18 protein-coding genes are annotated in these 17327 nt (G+C 71.6%); 9 read left to right on the top strand and 9 right to left on the bottom strand.

Annotated features, from left to right (window positions below):
• Positions 1-30: 30 nt before the first annotated feature.
• Positions 31-963 (bottom strand): hypothetical protein, encoded by a 933-nt coding sequence (locus tag ACIRVH_RS00090; protein ID WP_403946877.1) that lies wholly within the window; start codon positions 961-963, stop codon positions 31-33.
• A 187-nt stretch (positions 964-1150) separates the two neighbouring features.
• On the opposite strand from ACIRVH_RS00090, the gene ACIRVH_RS00085 reads away from it, so the two are divergent.
• The 3 genes from ACIRVH_RS00085 to ACIRVH_RS00075 all read left to right on the top strand — a co-directional run bounded on the left by ACIRVH_RS00085 (position 1151) and on the right by ACIRVH_RS00075 (position 3256).
• Positions 1151-2080, top strand: a complete 930-nt coding sequence (locus ACIRVH_RS00085; RefSeq protein WP_403946875.1) for a D-alanyl-D-alanine carboxypeptidase family protein — start codon at positions 1151-1153, stop codon at positions 2078-2080.
• Positions 2081-2285: 205 nt separating this feature from the next.
• On the top strand, positions 2286-2660 hold the full coding sequence (locus ACIRVH_RS00080; protein WP_403946873.1) for a VOC family protein: 375 nt from the start codon (positions 2286-2288) through the stop codon (positions 2658-2660).
• Positions 2661-2713: 53 nt separating this feature from the next.
• Positions 2714-3256, top strand: coding sequence for a GNAT family N-acetyltransferase (locus ACIRVH_RS00075; RefSeq protein WP_403946871.1), 543 nt, complete (start codon positions 2714-2716; stop codon positions 3254-3256).
• On the opposite strand, the gene ACIRVH_RS00070 is transcribed toward ACIRVH_RS00075, so the two are convergent.
• Both ACIRVH_RS00070 and ACIRVH_RS00065 read right to left on the bottom strand, forming a co-directional pair.
• On the bottom strand, positions 3253-3777 hold the full coding sequence (locus tag ACIRVH_RS00070) for a hypothetical protein (protein ID WP_403946869.1): 525 nt from the start codon (positions 3775-3777) through the stop codon (positions 3253-3255). The two genes, ACIRVH_RS00075 and ACIRVH_RS00070, sit on opposite strands and share 4 nt — an antisense overlap.
• Before the next feature lie 137 nt (positions 3778-3914).
• Complete coding sequence (locus tag ACIRVH_RS00065) at positions 3915-4838, bottom strand: LLM class F420-dependent oxidoreductase (RefSeq protein ID WP_403946867.1); 924 nt, start codon at positions 4836-4838, stop codon at positions 3915-3917.
• A 213-nt stretch (positions 4839-5051) separates the two neighbouring features.
• Here ACIRVH_RS00065 and ACIRVH_RS00060 point away from each other — a divergent pair, with 213 nt between their 5' ends.
• A complete protein-coding gene (locus tag ACIRVH_RS00060) occupies positions 5052-5210 on the top strand; it encodes a hypothetical protein (RefSeq protein ID WP_403946865.1) in 159 nt (52 codons plus the stop codon).
• 55 nt (positions 5211-5265) lie between these two features.
• Here the strand turns inward: ACIRVH_RS00060 and ACIRVH_RS00055 are convergent, their stop codons facing one another.
• The 4 genes from ACIRVH_RS00055 to ACIRVH_RS00040 form a co-directional block, all read right to left on the bottom strand.
• Positions 5266-5751, bottom strand: a complete 486-nt coding sequence (locus tag ACIRVH_RS00055) for a DUF6099 family protein (protein ID WP_403946863.1) — start codon at positions 5749-5751, stop codon at positions 5266-5268.
• 201 nt (positions 5752-5952) lie between these two features.
• Positions 5953-6297 carry a nucleotide pyrophosphohydrolase gene (locus ACIRVH_RS00050; RefSeq protein WP_403946861.1) on the bottom strand — a complete coding sequence of 115 codons (345 nt, stop codon included), beginning with the start codon at positions 6295-6297 and terminating at the stop codon, positions 5953-5955.
• Complete coding sequence (locus tag ACIRVH_RS00045; RefSeq protein ID WP_403946859.1) at positions 6294-7583, bottom strand: ATP-binding protein; 1290 nt, start codon at positions 7581-7583, stop codon at positions 6294-6296. The genes ACIRVH_RS00050 and ACIRVH_RS00045 overlap by 4 nt, the downstream gene beginning before the upstream one ends.
• A gap of 128 nt (positions 7584-7711) precedes the next feature.
• Positions 7712-8131, bottom strand: coding sequence for a cell division protein SepF (locus ACIRVH_RS00040; protein ID WP_145884070.1), 420 nt, complete (start codon positions 8129-8131; stop codon positions 7712-7714).
• Positions 8132-8327: 196 nt separating this feature from the next.
• On the opposite strand from ACIRVH_RS00040, the gene ACIRVH_RS00035 reads away from it, so the two are divergent.
• Entirely contained in the window at positions 8328-10100 is a 1773-nt protein-coding gene (locus ACIRVH_RS00035; protein WP_403946857.1) for a hypothetical protein, read from the top strand.
• On the opposite strand, the gene ACIRVH_RS00030 is transcribed toward ACIRVH_RS00035, so the two are convergent.
• Positions 10081-10596: a YceI family protein gene (locus tag ACIRVH_RS00030; RefSeq protein WP_403946855.1), complete on the bottom strand. Its 516-nt coding sequence runs from the start codon at positions 10594-10596 to the stop codon at positions 10081-10083. The two genes, ACIRVH_RS00035 and ACIRVH_RS00030, sit on opposite strands and share 20 nt — an antisense overlap.
• Before the next feature lie 97 nt (positions 10597-10693).
• Between ACIRVH_RS00030 and ACIRVH_RS00025 the strand changes: the two genes are divergently transcribed.
• From ACIRVH_RS00025 to meaB, 4 genes are all read left to right on the top strand, one after another.
• Positions 10694-11197, top strand: a complete 504-nt coding sequence (locus ACIRVH_RS00025; RefSeq protein ID WP_403946853.1) for a MarR family winged helix-turn-helix transcriptional regulator — start codon at positions 10694-10696, stop codon at positions 11195-11197.
• 109 nt (positions 11198-11306) lie between these two features.
• Positions 11307-13112 (top strand): methylmalonyl-CoA mutase family protein, encoded by a 1806-nt coding sequence (locus ACIRVH_RS00020; RefSeq protein WP_403946851.1) that lies wholly within the window; start codon positions 11307-11309, stop codon positions 13110-13112.
• Positions 13112-15286, top strand: a complete 2175-nt coding sequence (gene scpA / locus ACIRVH_RS00015) for a methylmalonyl-CoA mutase (RefSeq protein ID WP_403946849.1) — start codon at positions 13112-13114, stop codon at positions 15284-15286. Before ACIRVH_RS00020 ends, scpA begins: the two co-directional genes overlap by 1 nt.
• 5 nt (positions 15287-15291) lie before the next feature.
• Complete coding sequence (meaB, locus tag ACIRVH_RS00010) at positions 15292-16296, top strand: methylmalonyl Co-A mutase-associated GTPase MeaB (protein WP_403946847.1); 1005 nt, start codon at positions 15292-15294, stop codon at positions 16294-16296.
• A gap of 54 nt (positions 16297-16350) precedes the next feature.
• Here the strand turns inward: meaB and ACIRVH_RS00005 are convergent, their stop codons facing one another.
• Complete coding sequence (locus ACIRVH_RS00005) at positions 16351-17169, bottom strand: SDR family NAD(P)-dependent oxidoreductase (protein ID WP_403946845.1); 819 nt, start codon at positions 17167-17169, stop codon at positions 16351-16353.
• Positions 17170-17327: the final 158 nt, after the last annotated feature.

Here is a 17327-nt window from a genome sequence, read left to right as displayed (position 1 = left end):
CGCCCGCCGGTGCCGTCGGCGGGCGCCGTCCTACGCCTTCTCGACGATCGTCCGGGCGTTCCCGACCGCTCGCTCGTTCGCCGCGCGCATGGCCTCCAGAACCTTCTCGTGCTCGCCGATGACCTTCTTCTGGACGCGGGACTCGAGGGAGTGCACGGTGTCGATGTAGTCGGTGTCGAGCTTGCACCGGGCGTCCGCGGACGCCGTCTTCTTCTCCTTGCCCGACGGCTTCTCGGTCCGGTACCAGGCCGTGTCGACCGATGCCTCGTCCGGGTCGGGGTAGTGGAAGCCCTTCTCCTTCATGCAGCCCGACCACGCGCGGTCGGCCTTCTTCCAGGCCGGGTCCTTCCGCGCCTTCTTGTGGGACTCGTACCAGAGTTCGAGGGGCAGAGAGAAGTAGCCGGTGAGCTTCAGGCCTCCCACCTTCGTCGTCTTGGGCGCCGGGCCGTAGATCCGCCGCGTCGCCTGCCCCAGACACCCGCCCTCGGGGACGGGGTTCCCGTGGGCACGGTGACTGTCGCCGGAGTCGAACGTGCCGGTGAGGGCGACGTACTGGTCGGCCGGCCACTCCTGGGGCTGGGACGACTCCTCCGGGTCCTGAGAGCGGTTGTGGTAGCCGTGCTCGGCGGCCAGGTCGGGGTCGTCGACCCCGTAGGGGCTGTCGTCACCGGCCGTGCTGCGGCTCGCCAGGGTTCCCTGCCGGACCGGGTACGTCGACTCCACGGCCTTGGTGTTGAGCGCCGCGAAGCCGGAGAAGCCGAGCCGGACCATGCACTTCTTCGCGAGGATCCACTGCGCCTTGCCGATGACCTTTCCCCCGTCGGACGACGGGTCCGGCAGGTAGGCGTGCAGCGGGAACGCCTCCATGGTGTTGAGGCGGTGGGCGTCGCCGACGGGGTCGTCGTGGCCGGCGAATTGACAGGCCGACAGGGCCAGTAGGCCGGTGGCTGCGAGAGGGAGCACTTTACGCACCCGGTCATCCGATCAGGCCCGGATCATGAGCGCCGTGACGGAGCCCACAGTTCCGGCACAGGGAGTCCACACCGTGACCACATCGCACCACTTCCTGTGATCTTCGCCATGGCCCGCCGGGGGGCGACCTGGTGAAGTGAGTGTCCGTCAACTGACCACTGACAGAACGGGGATGGCCATGACCATCAACTCAGGCGCACCCATGCGCAGACGGACCGCGATCGCGGCGGCGGCCGCCGTCGTGCTCTCCACGGGGGTACTCGCGGCCGCTCCCGCCCAGGCCGCTCCGTCGGCTCCGCCGGCGCCCACCGTGTCGGCCCAGGGGGCGTACGCGATGAACGCGGCCACCGGGAAGACGCTGTTCGGGAAGGCGGCGGACACCGAGCTGCGGACCGGCTCCACGACGAAGATCATGACGGCGCTCGTGGTGCTGTCGCAGCGGAACGTGGACCTCGGCCGCAAGGTGAAGATCAAGAAGGAGTACACGGACTACGTCATCGACCCGAAGACCGGCGCCCCGCGGTACTCCAGCGCCAAGCTGATCCTGGGCGACTCGATGAGCGTGGGGGACCTGCTGTACGGGCTCATGCTGCCGTCCGGGTGCGACGCGGCGTACGCGCTCGCGGACACCTACGGGTCGGGCTCGACGACGGCCCAGCGGACCACGTCGTTCATCGCCAAGATGAACAGCAAGGCGCGTGAACTGGGCCTGACGCACACCCACTTCGACTCCTTCGACGGGGTGTCCAACGGCAAGAACCACGCGTCCCCCCGTGACCTGGCCAAGCTGGCCGGGGTCGCGTTGCAGAACAAGACGTTCAAGAAGGTCGTCGGCACCAAGGTGTACGACGACATGAAGTCGTACCGTCCCGGTGGCGGAACGCACGCGATGGCGCCGTGGGAGAACACGAACAAGCTCCTGGACACCTACCGGGGCGCGATCGGTGTGAAGACCGGCTCCGGCCCCGAGGCGAAGTTCTGCCTCGTCTTCGCGGCGACCCGCAACGGCAAGACGGTCGTGGGCACCGTGCTCGCGGACACGTCGGTGGACGAGCGGCTCAACGACGCGAAGAAGATCCTCGACTACGGCTTCGCGCAGCGCGGCTGAGTGAGGGACGGTGGGGGCCGGGCAGACAACGGTCCGCCCGGCCCCCGCCGGCACCCAGGCCCTCTCGGACGAGGTCCGAGCAGGCCAGGTGGGTGCCGCAGGCCCGACAGCGGAACAGGTGCGCGCATGCCCGCCGCCGCGGCGGGTACGACCCCTCCCGTACGGGGGCGTCGCGGAAGCGGCCGAAGAGCGAGGGGTGTCGGAAGTGATTCGAAAGCTGCAGGCGGTCGCGCTGGACTGCGCCGATCCGGTACGGCTCGCGGAGTTCTACGCGGAGCTGCTGGGCGGGCGGGTGGTCGCGGATCCGGAGGATCCCGACTGGGTCGAGGTGCACGGGTTCGAGGGGACGCCGCTGGCCTGCCAGCGGGTGGACGGCTACCGAGCGCCCGAATGGCCCGGCCAGGAGCGGCCGCAGCAGCTCCATCTGGACTTCGACGTGGACGACCTCGACGGCGAGGAGAAGCGGGCGCTCGCCCTCGGCGCGACCGTGCTGCAGCGAACGGACCAGCTCCGCCCGGAGGCCAACTGGCGGATCTACGCGGACCCGGCCGGCCATCCGTTCTGCCTCTGCCTCCACTGAGCCGGCCTTCTATTCGTTTGCCGCTGGCCGGGCCGGTCGGATAGGAAGCTTCTATGCTGAGGGGCAACAAGGTCGGGCTGCGGGCCCGGCACGAGGACGACATACCGGTCCTGCTGGTCGAGCTCTACAACGACGTGGTCAACGCCTCCCGGGCCGAAGGCGGGCCGTGGCGACCGATCACGCCCGGCACGAAGGATCCGCGGCTCGTGGTGGACGACAAGGAGCAGGGGCACGTCCCGTTCTCCGTGGTGGAGCTGGACGGCGGCACGCTGGTCGGCACCGCGACGCTGTGGGGCATCGACAACCACAACCGGTCCGCGCACGTCGGGTTGGGGCTGCTGCCGTCCTGCCGAGGCAAGGGCTACGGCACCGACGTGGTCGCGGTGCTGTGCCACTACGGTTTCGTCGTGCGCGGCCTGCAGCGGCTGCAGATCGAGACGCTGTCGGACAACGCCGCGATGCTGCGCTCCGCCGAGCGCAACGGGTTCGTCCGCGAGGGCGTGCTGCGCTCCTCGGCCTGGGTGATGGGCGAGTTCCTGGACCAGGTGCTGCTCGGGCTCCTTGCCCAGGACTGGAAACCGGACTCGAAGGGCTAGGGCTCGTCCGGCTTCCGGGAGCGGACCGGAGTGCCGGACAGGCCCTGGGCCGCCGCCCGGCGTTCGGCGGCGTACCCGTTCGCCACGACCAGCGCGATCGAGGACAGGGCCAGCACCGCGACCGCCGTGTTGATCCAGAAGTAGGCGGGGCTGCTCGGGTAGGTGCCGCCGTCGTCCAGGACGCAGTCGAAGCGCAGCGGCAGATAGGAGGCCGTCTGCCCGACGAGGTGGGCGGCCCGGTGGTCGTCGCGGCACTCCTGGGCCGGCGTGGAGTCCGCGCCGGACGAGGACTCGTGCACGGCGAGCCCGACCGCCCCGGCCCCGAGCACATAGAGGATCACCGCGCCCCAACCCGCCATCCACGCGGACCAGCGCAGCAGATCCCGCCGCCAGTCCGGGCGCCGGCCGGGCGCCGCCACGGAGATGAGTTTGACGGCGACCACGATCACCCAGACCGGAACCGCGAGGACGGCGGGGATGCTCAGCAGAGAGAAGAAGGAGCCCAGCCCGGATTCACCCATCGGACGAGATCATCAGGGCGGCACCGATCCGGCTGTGACGGAGGCCATAGTTCCCGTCACAGGGTCGTCACAGGACACAGGTCACAGGTCACCCGGCCCCTCCGGCCTCGGGCCGAGAGGGGCCGGTACGGGGCGTGTTACGACAGCTGCGACTGGACCTGACCGGAGATCAGCTCCAGGTGGTCGAGGTCGGCCAGGTCGAGGACCTGGAGGTAGATCCGCCGGGAGCCGATCTCGGCGTAACGGCCGATCTTGTCGACCACCTCGGCGGGCGACCCGGCCAGACCGTTGGCCTTCAGCTCGTCCACCTCGCGGCCGATCGCCGCGGCCCGCCGGGCGACCTCCTGCTCGTCCCTGCCGACGCACACCACGAGCGCGTTGGAGTACGTCAGGTCGTCCGCCCTGCGGCCCGTCTCCTCGGCGGCGGCGCGCACCCGGCCGAACTGCCGCTCGCTGTCCTCGACGGAGGCGAAGGGGATGTTGAACTCGTCGGCGTACCGGGCCGCGAGGCGCGGGGTACGGGTCGCGCCGTGCCCGCCGATGAGCACCGGGATCTTCTCCTGGGCCGGCTTGGGCAGCGCGGGCGAGTCGGTGAGGTCGTAGTACCTGCCGTGGAAGTCGAAGGTCGCGCCGAGCTTGGTCGCCCACAGCCCGGTGACGATCTCCAGCTGCTCCTCCAGTCGCGCGAACTTGTCCTTCGGGAACGGGATGCCGTACGCCTTGTGCTCCTCCTCGAACCAGCCCGCGCCCAGGCCGAGTTCCACGCGGCCGCCGGACATCTGGTCGACCTGGGCCACCTGGACGGCGAGTACGCCGGGCAGCCGGAAGGTGGCGGCCGTCATCAGGGTGCCGAGGCGGATGCGCTTGGTCTCGCGGGCCAGGCCGGCCAGGGTGATCCAGGCGTCCGTGGGGCCGGGCAGGCCGTCCACGTTGCCCATTCGCACGTAGTGGTCACTGCGGAAAAACGCGTCGAATCCGAGGTCTTCGGTGGCCTTGGCCACGGTGCGCAAGGTGTCGTACGTCGCCCCCTGCTGGGGCTCGGTGAAGATTCGAAGGTCCATACATCCATCCTGCACGCCACCAGCCCCGTCAACCTCACTGGTACCGCCGGGCGCGGCCGTCCCCGGTCGAGTGAAAATCGTCCCATGTGCGCGCGGCGTGAGGCCTGGGCCAGTGACCGGCCCCGGTGGTGATCGTTGGCCCGTCGGTGCCGGACCGTCCGGCACCCGCGCCGGACGGTCCTCGGCGTCGCGTGTCGGGCCGAGGAGGCCGTCATGTCAGAAGAGCCCATTCCCTCTCGGAGTGGCTCCGCCGGTCAGCCGAAGGGACTGCTGGAGCAGATGGAGGAGCTGATGGCGGCGTTGAACGCGGATCTGTCGGCCCTGGACGCGGATCTGCAGCGGACGTCGGCCACAGAGGGCGAGCCGGCCTGACGCACCGCGCTGGGGGCCGCCGCCCCCGGACCGACCGCTTCGCCTGCCGTTCGTCTCACACACCGGACGGGCTGTCCTTCGCCTCCTCCGGTAACACCTCCTCCCGCGCCGCCAGTTTGCGCAGCATCTCCAGGACCCGATCCCGGGACTCGTCCGCGGCGTCGATGGCCTCCATGCACTGCCAGTAGGTCGCCTCGTCGGCCGCGGAACTGGCCATGCCGACCAGTGCGATGCCGACCTCGCCGAGCAGCCCGCCGAGGAAGAGAAGGGTCTGCCGGGCGTCGTCCAGCTCGGTGAGCTGGGCGGCGCGCAGGTCGCCCGGGTCGAGTTCGGGAGGGTCAAGCACACCGCAGCCCCGGCCCGCCAGCTCGGTCAGACCCAGCGCCTCGCCTCGCAGCTCCGGGGGGCCGGACACCGCGAGGCGACTGCCGATCGCCTGGGCCAGGGCCTGCGCCTGCCACACCTCGGCCATGATCTCGGGTATGTCGGCGCCTCCCGCCAGAGCCCGCCTGCTCGTCACAATGAGCCGCACCGCATCCATGCGCTGCCCCCGTCCCACTTGTCGTGCGTCCTCGCACGTCCGCTTGAACTCCCTTATCCACTACCCAGCGTGAAACCCCCTAGGGCGAAAAGCCAGAGGTCGTCCGAATTCTGTGGACAACAATTCGGATTCGGCAGGAGATTTGACTGCGCAGAGTGATAACGGAGCCCTGCAGTCCGGGAGTCGGGGCCGCCGTCGACGTCAGAGGGTGTCGTCCCTACCGGGGGCCGGAAAGCGCCCTTCGTTGCGGTCGATCTTGGCCGCCAGGGCGGCCAGCGGGTCGATGCCGAGCACCTCGCAGAGCTGGAGGAGATAGGCGAGCACGTCGGCGACCTCGTCCGTGACCCGGTGCGCGGTGTCGGGGTCGTCCATCACACGGGCCGACTCCTCCGGGGTCAACCACTGGAAGATCTCGACCAGTTCGGACGCCTCCACGCTGAGGGCGGCCACGAGGTTCTTGGGGGTGTGGTAGGGCTGCCAGTTGCGCGCGGCGGCGAACTCGGCGAGCCTGCGCTGCAGTCCGGCCAGGTCAGGGTGTTCCGTCACGGGTGCAGGTGTACCACTGTGACGCCCTCGGTCCCGGCCGCCCACGAGGCGTCGCTCACCGCGCCGACGCAGCGGATGTGGCCGCGCTCGCCCATCCGGGCCGCCGTCCCCAGCAGTGCGCGGCGCTGGCCGGGGTCGAGGCCGCGGTCGAAGCCGTCGACGAGCACGGTGAGGGTCCGCAGGGCGTCGGGCACCTCGCCCGGTGTGTCCATGTCCAGGACGCCGGGTCCGGTCAGCAGTACCAGCGCCAGCGCGACATAGCGCAGTTCGCCGTCGCCGAGCCGGGCCAGTTCGGTGCGGAAGCCGTCGCCGCGGTCGAGCAGCGCCCGGACCGTGCCGTCGGCGAGCGGCTCGGCGACCAGATCGGCCACCGGCCCGGCGCAGCCCGCGCGCAGCGCCTCGACCAGCGCGGAGTGCCGGCGGCCGCACTCGGACCGGGTGCGCCACAGGACGTCGGCGAGGTTGTCGCAGCCGGGCATGAGCCGTCCCGTGCCGGTCGGCACCGGGGTGCGCATGCACGCGGGGCGCGGGTCGCAGGCGAAGACGGAGCGCAGGGCGACGACCATCTGCTCGGCGGCGGCCAGCACATGCCGCTGCCCGTCCGTCTTGCCGGCCACCCGCAGCGGAAGCAGGGCGGTGCCGAGGCGGTCGTCGGGCAGCGGGGCACGGGTCACCGGGGCGGAGCCGGCGGTGTGCCAGGCGGCCTGCACGGTCCGGCGGCCGGGGTCGCGCAGGGCCGTCTCCAGCAGGACCACGCCCCGCGCCGTCAGCCGCTCGCCCACGATCCGCAGCTCCGGCTCGGCCTGTACGGCGACGTCGAGCCGGACCGGGCCCTCGGCACCGTCGGCCGTGCACCCGATCCGGAACCCCCGCCGCCCCTCGACATCGGGTCGCGCCCGCTCCGGCACACAGGCGACCGGATCCGGGAACACCTCGGCGAGCCGGACCCCTCCCCCGAGCCGCGCCAGCGCCTCGTACGCCCCGAACGCGGTCGACTTCCCCGCACCACTGGGCCCGGCGAACAGGGTGACGGCGTCCAGCGGAAACACGGCCCGCCGATGCCCGGCGAAGGCGGACAGCCGCAACTCGGTGATCCGGGCACGTACGTCGACGGCAGCGGGTCCGGCGGAAGCCGGGTCCACCGGGACGGACTCCGGACCACGGGCCGACTGTGCCGGCACGACAGGCTCGGGGGACGCCGAGAGGTCGGGGGCTGCGGAGGACCCGGACGACTCGGAGGACCCGGACGACTCGGCGGACGCGGCGGACGCGGAAGGCACGGCCATATCCGGACGGTAGGCCTCCACTGCCACGGCGAACCGTTTCACCGACGGCACCTTCCTACGATCGGGGGACCGCCCGACGGGAAACCGGCCGGACGGCTCGCCGAGCGCCCGCCCGAAGCCCCCGCGCCTCAGCCCCCGGACATCCCCGCCCCCTCCATCAACCCGCTGACCTCCGTGCCCGGCGGGGTGAGGAGGAACACGTTGCGGTCGACCCGGTGCATTCCGCTGCCGAGGCCGAAGACGACGCCAGTGCTGAAGTCGAGGACGCGCTTGGCGACCTCACCCTCCGCGTTGGAGAGGTCGAGCAGCACCGGCACCCCGGCCATCAGTGTCTCGGCGACCTCGCGGGCGTCCGCGAAGACGTTGACCCGCAGGACGACGAAACGGCGTCGCGTCTCGGTCTCCGCGTCGGGCAGCGAGCGGTGGTTCACCGCCGACGGCCAGGCGTCCCTGCCACGCAGCGGCACGACCTGGGCGAGCCCTTCCCACTGTTCATCGGTGACGTCGTAACGGCTCACCGGCTCCCCCCGACCTGACTCGCACTCCATGCCTGCACCAGCCAATTCTTACGCCAAGTCACCCGTTCAGCCCAACAACGACACGAAGCGCGACAGGTCCGTCCGCCTCTTCTCCCGCCCGGCACGAGGCACATGTACGAATACGCCCTGTTTCTTACCGCCCTCACACCGGACTCTTCACCTGCCACGACGCCCCGCTCACCGGCTGCCACTAGCGTCCCGTGCCGTGCACTTGGCAGAAACACAGCAGGTGACACCCGGCCGGCGGACGCAGTCGGCGGTGTCCGCCGCTCCGGGGGGTCGCACGGAAGACCTCGACAGCCCCGCGCAGTGGCATCGCGTCCTGACACTGCTCGCCGACGCGAGCCTCTTCATCGGCACCCGCTCGGTCTGGAACCAGGCGGCCAGCCACCGGCTGGCCCTCGCGGCGGTCATCTCCGTCTGCTACGCCTCGATCCTGATCAGCGGCGTGCTCACGCTGACGGTCCGCCGGGCGCGCTCGCTGGCCCGGCTGGACCTGGTGGTGCTGCTGACCGCGATCACGCTCACCCTGTGCACCTGGGCGCTGAACCACGCCGGCGGCGACGAGGCGGTCCTCACCACCCAGGCCGCGCGGGAGATGGTGGCCGGACACCCGATCTACGGGCAGGCGTGGCCCTGGCTGTTCCACACCAAGGGCGTCGCGCTGACGGCGACGATAGACGGCGGTTACGACTTCACGTACGGCTATCCCCCGCTCACCCCGCTGCTGACCGCGCCCCTGCTGTGGCTGGGCCACGGCGGCGCTCCGGCGACGGTGATGGCGACACTCGCGCTGATCGCGGCCGCGGTGGTGCTGTGGCGGATGCTGCCGATGCCGTGGCGCTCGACGGCGACGATGCTCTGTCTGGGCTTCAGTTTCCTGCCGACGTACGCCCGCCAGGGCTACCCGGCGATCGTCGCCCTGGCCCTGCTGGTGCCGGTGGTGGTGCGCTGGCCGCGGATCGGCGCCGGCGGAAGGCTCGGCGCGGCGGGGATCGCGCGGGCCGTCTGTCTCGGGGCCGCGTGCGCGGCGCAACAACTGCCCTGGTTCGTGACACCGTTCCTGCTGGCCGGCATCTACGCCGTACGCCGGGGGGAACTGGGCGGGCGCGCGGCCCGGCTGATCGTGCTGCGGATCCTGGGGGTCGCCGCGACGACCTGGCTGCTCATCAACACGTACTTCATCGTGCACGAGCCGGGCCCCTGGCTCGGCGGGATCGCCCTGCCGCTGACGCAGGGCGCGGTGCTGCACGGCCAGGGCCTGGTGGACATCTCCCTGTACTTCACGCACGGCAGCGACCGGCTCGACTGGTACGGCCACGCGAGCGTGCTGCTGGCCGCCGCCCTGCTGGCGTTGTTCGTGCTGTTCGTGCGGCGGCTGGGTCCGGCGGCGACCGTGCTGCCCTGGTGCGCCTTCTACCTGGCGACGCGCTCCCAGGACGGCTACTACCTGATGATGACCCCGCTGTGGCTCGCGGCGGCGATCACCGTGCCGCTGTCGGACTTCGCCCGGGCCTGGCAGCCGCGCCCCCGGTGGCTGACGGGTCCGCGCCGCCGCCCGGCGCTGGTGAGCGCGGTGGTCCTGCTGGTGCTGCCCGCGTTGGTGAGCGCGACCCTCGCGGTGACGGGCCGGCCGCCGCTGCGGATGGCCATCGCGTCGACGCGGCAGGCCACGGGGCAGTCACTGGCCGCACTGACCCTGCGGGTGACCAACACCGGGAGCGGCCCGCTCACCCCGCACTACATGCTGACGACCGGCCAGGGCATGAGCAGGTACTGGTCCCTGGTGCGCGGCCCGGCCACGATCCCGGGGCACGCCACGGCGACCGTCGAACTGCGGGCGCCCTCCGGCCGGTTCCCGCTGCCGGACAAGAAGAGCGCCCACATCCGGCTGCGCGCCTTCACCGGGAACCCGCAGACGCTCTCCACCCGGGACCTACGGCCGGCCGAGCTGGGCGTCAGGCCGCGGCGCGGCTGAACCTGAGAGCGGCCGTCACCGTGGTCAGGCCGCGCATCATGCCGAGCTGGTTCCAGGTCACGCCGAACTGCTCGCGGTCCACGGTGAACTCGGTCTCCAGGGTGAGCGCCTCGGCCGTCGCCGAGGTCAGGCGTGCGGTGAGGTCCAGCGGCCTGCTGATGCCCCGCACGGTCAGCTGACCCGTCACCCGGACACTGTCGCCGTCGAGGCGGTCCGCGCCGCGGACCGCGAGGGTGATCTCCGGGTGGTTACCGGCGTCCAGGAGGTCGGCCGAGCGCAGGTGCTCGTCCCGCTTGGCGTTCTTGGTGTCCAGGGAGGCCACGTCCAGCGTCACGGTGCCGGTGGCCGAGCCGTCGGGACGGACCTCGCCCCGGCCGGTGACGGCGGCGAAGGTGCCCTTGACGTTGACCAGGCCCCAGAAGGTCTTGTGCCGCAGTCCCACGGTGGACGCGGTCGGGTCGAGCTGCCAGGTGCCTGTTTCCACGGCGACGGTCATGGCCGTCCTCCCTTGTCGTTGACATATGGTCGTTCAAATTTGGATGACCTCACGCTAGCCTAATATCCAAATTTGAACAACAGGTAGACTCGAGGACATGGCCGCCCCCGACGAACACCCCGCCGACCAGCCCCCTTGCTTCTCAGCCGCGGGCGGCGGGCTGCTCCCCGGCGAGCTGCGCGCCTGGATGCTCCTGCTGGCCGCGACGGGAGCGGTGGAGCAGCGGCTGCGGTCGGTCGTCAAGAAGACCCTCGACGTCTCGCACGACGAGTTCCTCATCCTGTGCCTGCTGGCCGAGCAGCCGCGGGGCGGCCTGCGCATGACCCGGATCGCCGACCTCCTCGGCCGCCCCAAGACCCGGCTCACCTACCAGATCGCCTGCCTCCAGCGGGCCGGCCTGGTCACCCGCGAGTCCGTGTGCGGCGACAAGCGCGGCATCGAGGTCGCCCTCACCGACAAGGCCCGGCGCCTGCTGCGGGAGGCGTCCGGCGCCCTCGCCGAGACGGTCCGCGAGGCGCTCTCCCAGTTCGTCGGCCCCGAGCAGCGCGAGGCGGTGTGCGCGCTGGTGCCGGACCTCGCCGAGGAGCCGGACCAACCGTAGGAAAAGGGGCCTCCACGCCCCCGAGGGGCGCAGGTCACAGCCGTAACGAGGGAAAGGTCACAGGCCCACGCTCTGCAGTCACTTGAGCGCCCTGACCTAACATCCGAGCATGACGGTCCTGCCTGACGACGGGCTCTCACTGGCCGCCGAGTTCCCTGACGCGACACACGAGCAGTGGCAACGCCTTGTCGAGGGTGTGCTGCGCAAGTCGGGCAAGGAAGTCTCGGGCGCGGCAGCTGAGGACGCTCTGTCCACCATGCTCGAGGACGGGCTGCGCACCCGGCCGCTGTACACCGCGCGCGACGGCGCGCCCGACCCCGGCCTGCCCGGCTTCGCGCCGTTCGTGCGCGGCGGCCGCCCCGAGGGCAACACCGCGGGCGGCTGGGACGTACGGCAACGGCACGCGACGCTCGCCGACGGCGCGGTCCTGGCGGACCTGGAGAACGGCGTCACCTCGCTCTGGCTGGTCGTGGGACAGGGCGGCATGCCCGTGTCCGCGCTCCCTCGCGCCCTCGACGGGGTCTACCTCGACCTGGCCCCGGTGGTTCTGGACGCCGGCCGTGACGTGGCGGCCGCCGCGGCCGAGCTGCTGCGGCTGTACGAGGAGCGGGGCGTCGACCCGAAGACCGTGCGCGGCAACCTCGGCGGCGACCCGCTGGGGTACGAGGCCCGCACCGGCGAGGCCCAGGACTTCGCTCCGCTCGCCGCGCTGGCCCGGCGGACCGCCGGGCAGTACCCGGGCCTGCGCACGCTCACCGTGGACGCGCTGCCGTACCACGAGGCGGGCGGCTCGGCCGCGCAGGAGCTGGGCGCCTCCCTGGCCACCGGCGTGGCCTACCTGCGGGAGCTGACCGCGGCCGGCCTCACGGTCGAAGCGGCCTGCGCGCAGCTGGAGTTCCGGTACGCGGCCACCGCCGACCAGTTCCTGACCGTCGCCAAGCTGCGCGCGGCGCGCCGGCTGTGGGCGCGGGTCGCCGAGGTGTCCGGGGCGCCCGGCGCGGGCGCGCAGGTGCAGCACGCGGTGTCCTCGCCGGTGATGATGAGCCGCCGCGACCCGTGGGTGAACATGCTCCGCACGACGATCGCGACGCTGGCCGCGGGGGTGGGCGGCGCCGACTCCGTCACCGTTCTGCCCTTCGACCACGCGCTCGGCCTGCCGGACGCGTTCGCCCGCCGTGTCGCGCGCAACACCTCCACGATCCTGGTCGAGGAGTCCCATCTGGCCCGGGTCATCGACCCGGCGGGCGGCTCCTGGTACGTCGAGCAGCTCACCGACGAACTCGCCCACGCCGCCTGGGAGTTCTTCCGGTCGATCGAGCGGGACGGCGGCCAGGCGGCCGTACTGCGTTCGGGCCGGATCCGCACGGACCTGGCGACGACCTGGGCGGAGCGCTCCAAGAAGCTCGCCAAGCGGCGCGAACCCATCACCGGCGTCAGCGAGTTCCCGCTCCTGTCCGAGAAGCCGCTGGAGCGCGAGCCCGCGCCCGAGCCGCCGTCCGGCGGGCTGCCCCGGGTGCGCCGGGACGAGGCGTACGAGGCCCTGCGCGCCCGCTCCGACGCCCACCTGGCGGCGACCGGCGCCCGCCCCCGGATCTACCTGGCCACGCTCGGCACGGCCGCCGAGTACACCGCGCGCTCGACCTTCGTCGCCAACCTCTTCCAGGCGGGCGGCATCGAGCCGGTGACCGAGGGCCGCTTCGAGGACAGCGGCGCCACCGAGGCCGCGCTGTGCTCCAGCGACGCGCAGTACGCCGAACAGGCCGAGCGGACGGCCGAGTCGCTGAAGGCGGCCGGGGCCCGGCACGTGGTCCTCGCGGGCCGGGGCGACTACGCCGGCATCGACTCGTACGTCTTCGCGGGCTGCGACGCAGTGGACGTACTGTCCGCGACCCTCGACCGCATGGGAGTGTCCTGATGGGAATCCCCGACTTCTCCGGCATCGAGCTGGGGACCCCCGGCGCCGAGGGCGGTGACGCGGAATGGCGCACGGCCGTCAAGCACGCCACCGGCAGCGAGGCACCGGTGTGGGAGACCCCGGAGGGCATCGGGGTCAAGCCGCTGTACACCGGCCGTGACCTGGAGGGCCTGGACTTCCTCGGCACCTACCCGGGCATGACGCCATACCTGCGCGGCCCCTACCCGACGATGTACGTCAACCAGCCCTGGACGATCCGCCAGTACGCGGGCTTCTCCACCGCGGAGGAGTCCAACGCGTTCTACCGGCGCAACCTGGCGGCCGGTCAGAAGGGCCTGTCGGTCGCCTTCGACCTGCCCACGCACCGGGGTTACGACAGCGACCACCCGCGCGTGACCGGCGACGTCGGCATGGCGGGCGTGGCCATCGACTCGATCTACGACATGCGGCAGCTGTTCGACGGGATTCCGCTGGACAGGATGACCGTGTCGATGACGATGAACGGCGCCGTGCTGCCCGTGCTGGCGCTGTACATCGTGGCGGCTGAGGAACAGGGCGTACCGCCCGAGAAGCTGGCCGGAACCATTCAGAACGACATTCTGAAGGAGTTCATGGTCCGCAACACCTACATCTATCCGCCGAAGCCGTCGATGCGGATCATCTCCGACATCTTCGCGTACACCTCGCAGCGGATGCCCCGCTACAACTCCATCTCCATCTCCGGCTACCACATCCAGGAGGCCGGTGCCACGGCCGACCTGGAGCTGGCGTACACGCTCGCGGACGGCGTGGAGTACCTCCGGGCGGGCCGCGAGGCGGGCCTGGACGTGGACGCGTTCGCGCCCCGGCTCTCCTTCTTCTGGGCGATCGGCATGAACTTCTTCATGGAGATCGCCAAGCTGCGGGCGGCCCGGCTGCTGTGGGCCAAGCTGGTCTCCCAGTTCGAGCCGAAGAACACCAAGTCCTTGTCCCTGCGCACCCATTCGCAGACCTCCGGCTGGTCGCTGACCGCGCAGGACGTGTTCAACAACGTCACGCGTACGGCCGTGGAGGCGATGGCGGCGACCCAGGGCCACACCCAGTCGCTGCACACCAACGCCCTGGACGAGGCGCTCGCCCTGCCGACCGACTTCTCGGCGCGCATCGCCCGCAACACCCAGCTGCTCATCCAGCAGGAGTCCGGCACCACCCGGGTCATCGACCCGTGGGGCGGCAGCGCGTACGTAGAGAAACTGACGTACGACCTCGCCCGCAAGGCCTGGGCGCACATCCAGGAGGTCGAGCAGGCGGGCGGCATGGCGCAGGCCATCGACGCCGGCATTCCCAAGCTGCGCGTGGAGGAGGCGGCGGCCCGCACCCAGGCCCGGATCGACTCCGGCCGGCAGCCGGTGATCGGCGTCAACAAGTACCGGGTGGAGAACGACGAGGCGATCGAGGTCCTCAAGGTCGACAACTCCTCCGTGCGCGCCCAGCAGATCGAGAAGCTGCGGCGGCTGCGCGCGGAGCGGGACGAGACCGTCTGCCGGGACGCGCTGGACGCACTCACCCGGGCCGCCGACGGCGACGGCAACCTGCTGGAGCTGGCCGTGCACGCGGCCCGCGCCAAGGCCACCGTCGGCGAGATCTCGGACGCCCTGGAGAAGGTGTACGGCCGCCACCAGAGCCAGATCCGTACGATCTCCGGCGTGTACCGCAACGAAACAGGGGCATCTCCGTCCGTGGACCGCACCCGTGCCCTGGTGGACGCCTTCGACGAGGCCGAGGGGCGCCGGCCGCGCATCCTGGTCGCCAAGATGGGCCAGGACGGCCACGACCGCGGCCAGAAGGTGATCGCCACCGGCTTCGCCGACCTCGGCTTCGACGTCGACGTCGGCCCGCTGTTCCAGACCCCGGAGGAGGTCGCCCGCCAGGCCGTCGAGGCGGACGTCCACGTGGTCGGCGTGTCCTCGCTGGCCGCCGGTCACCTCACCCTCGTCCCGGCGCTGCGCGAGGCGCTCGCCGAGGAGGGCCGGGAGGACATCATGATCGTGGTCGGCGGAGTGATCCCGCCGCAGGACGTGCCGACCCTGCTGGAGATGGGCGCCACGGCCGTGTTTCCGCCCGGGACGGTGATCCCGGACGCGGCGTACGACCTGGTGAAGCGGCTGTCGGCCGACCTCGGTCACGACCTCTGATCAGCATGGCAGCGATCGATCTCGACACGTATGTGAAGGGTGTGCTCGACGGGAAGCGGGCCCTGGTGGCCCGCGCCATCACGCTCGTCGAGTCCACCCGCCCCCAGCACCGGGCGCTGGCGCAGGAGTTGCTCACCGAGCTGCTCCCGCACAGCGGCCGGGCGCGGCGGATCGGCATCAGCGGGGTGCCGGGCGTGGGCAAGTCGACGTTCATCGACGCGTTCGGCACGCTGCTGACCTCGCTGGGCCACCGGGTGGCCGTACTCGCCGTGGACCCGTCCTCCACCCGGACCGGCGGCTCGATCCTCGGCGACAAGACCCGCATGGAACGCCTGGCGGTGGACCCGAACGCCTTCGTACGCCCCTCCCCCAGCGCGGGCACGCTGGGCGGGGTCGCGAAGGCGACGCGCGAGTCGATGGTGGTCATGGAGGCCGCGGGCTACGACGTGATCCTCGTCGAGACCGTCGGCGTCGGCCAGTCCGAGACCGCGGTCGCCGACATGGTCGACTCCTTCCTGCTGCTCACGCTGGCCCGCACCGGCGACCAGCTCCAGGGCATCAAGAAGGGCGTCCTGGAGCTGGCCGACGTCATCGCCGTCAACAAGGCGGACGGCCCGCACGAGCGTGACGCGCGTGCGGCGGCACGGGAGTTGGCGGGCGCGCTCAGGCTGATGCACGGCAAGGACGCGTTCTGGACCCCGCCGGTGCTGAGCTGCAGCGCCCGTGAGTCCGCCGGCCTGGACGTGGTGTGGGAGCGGCTGGAACAGCACCGCACGCTCCTCGACGCCACCGGACGACTCACCGCCAAGCGACGGGACCAGCAGGTCGACTGGAGCTGGTCGATGGTCCGCGACGAACTCCTGGGCCGCCTGCACGCGCACCCCGCGGTACGCGCGGCCGCCCCCGCCCTCGAACAGCAGGTCAGGGACGGCACGTTGACGGCGACCCTGGCGGCGGAGCGCATTCTTGCCGCGTTCGAGGAAGGGCCGGACTCCGCGGCCGACGCGTGAGCCGCCCCTGCGGTCCGGCCACCGGATCGCAGGGTTCGGCCCACGCGTGAAGGCTCACTGACGCGGAGCGCGTGGTGCGATCCGGAAGTCGAAGGCGGGTGTCCCGGGGTCGAGGGCCGTCGCGCCGCCGTCGACGGTGAGCACGGCGCCGTTGACGTACGACGCGGACGGGGACAGCAGCCAGCCGATGGCCTCCGCGATCTCCCGCGGCTCACCCGGCCGTCCCATGGGGAGCAGCCTGGTCGCCTCCTCGTAGGCGGCCTCCAGGCCCCCGTCTCCCAGGTCCGCCTCCTCGGCGAAGCGCGCCATGCGCCGGTCGGCCATCTCGGTCCGTACCCAGCTGGGGCACACGATGTTGGCACGCACCCCCTGCCGCCCGTAGTCGACGGCGACGGAACGGCAGAGCTGGAGCAGGGCCGCCTTGGAGGTGGCGTACGGGGCGTTGCTCGTGCCGTTGCGCAGTGCGGAGACCGAGGCGACGCCGACCACGGCCCCCTTGCTCTCCAGCAGGTGCGGGATCGCGGCACGCAGAAGGAGCAGCGGCCCGGTGACGTTGGTACGCATCACCTCGTCCCAGTCCGCCAGGGACAGGTCGCCCACGGCTCCGCCGCGCCCGATGCCCGCGTTGAGCACCAGCCCGTCGAGCCGTCCGTACGCCTCCAGGGCCGCCCGGACGAGGCTCTCGGCCGCTTCGGGATCCCCGGCGTCGGAGGGGTGTGCGAGGGCCCCGGTCTCCCGCTCGACGCGCCGCAGGGGTTCGGTCCGCCGACCGGAGACGACCACCTGGTGGCCCTGCTCGCACAGCAGCCGTGCCGTGGCCTCCCCGATGCCCGTACCTCCGCCGGTCACGATGACAACGCGCTTGTCCGACAACGCAGTTCAGTCCCTTCGTCGAGATCATCAACCGCGTCGAGCCTAGGGCCCGTCCGGCGGATCGGCGCTTTCTAGGGGTCATTGCAACAGGTGGTTGTGTTGATCAGGCCGCGAGCAGTTTATGCAGGCGCTCGGCTGGGGTTTCCCAGCCGAGCGTT

The organism is Streptomyces sp. NPDC101165 (assembly GCF_044768135.1).
Classification (GTDB): Bacteria; Actinomycetota; Actinomycetes; order Streptomycetales; family Streptomycetaceae; genus Streptomyces.
The sequence above is the reverse complement of the archived record's forward strand: the minus strand, read 5'-3'. Positions and strand labels throughout refer to the sequence as shown.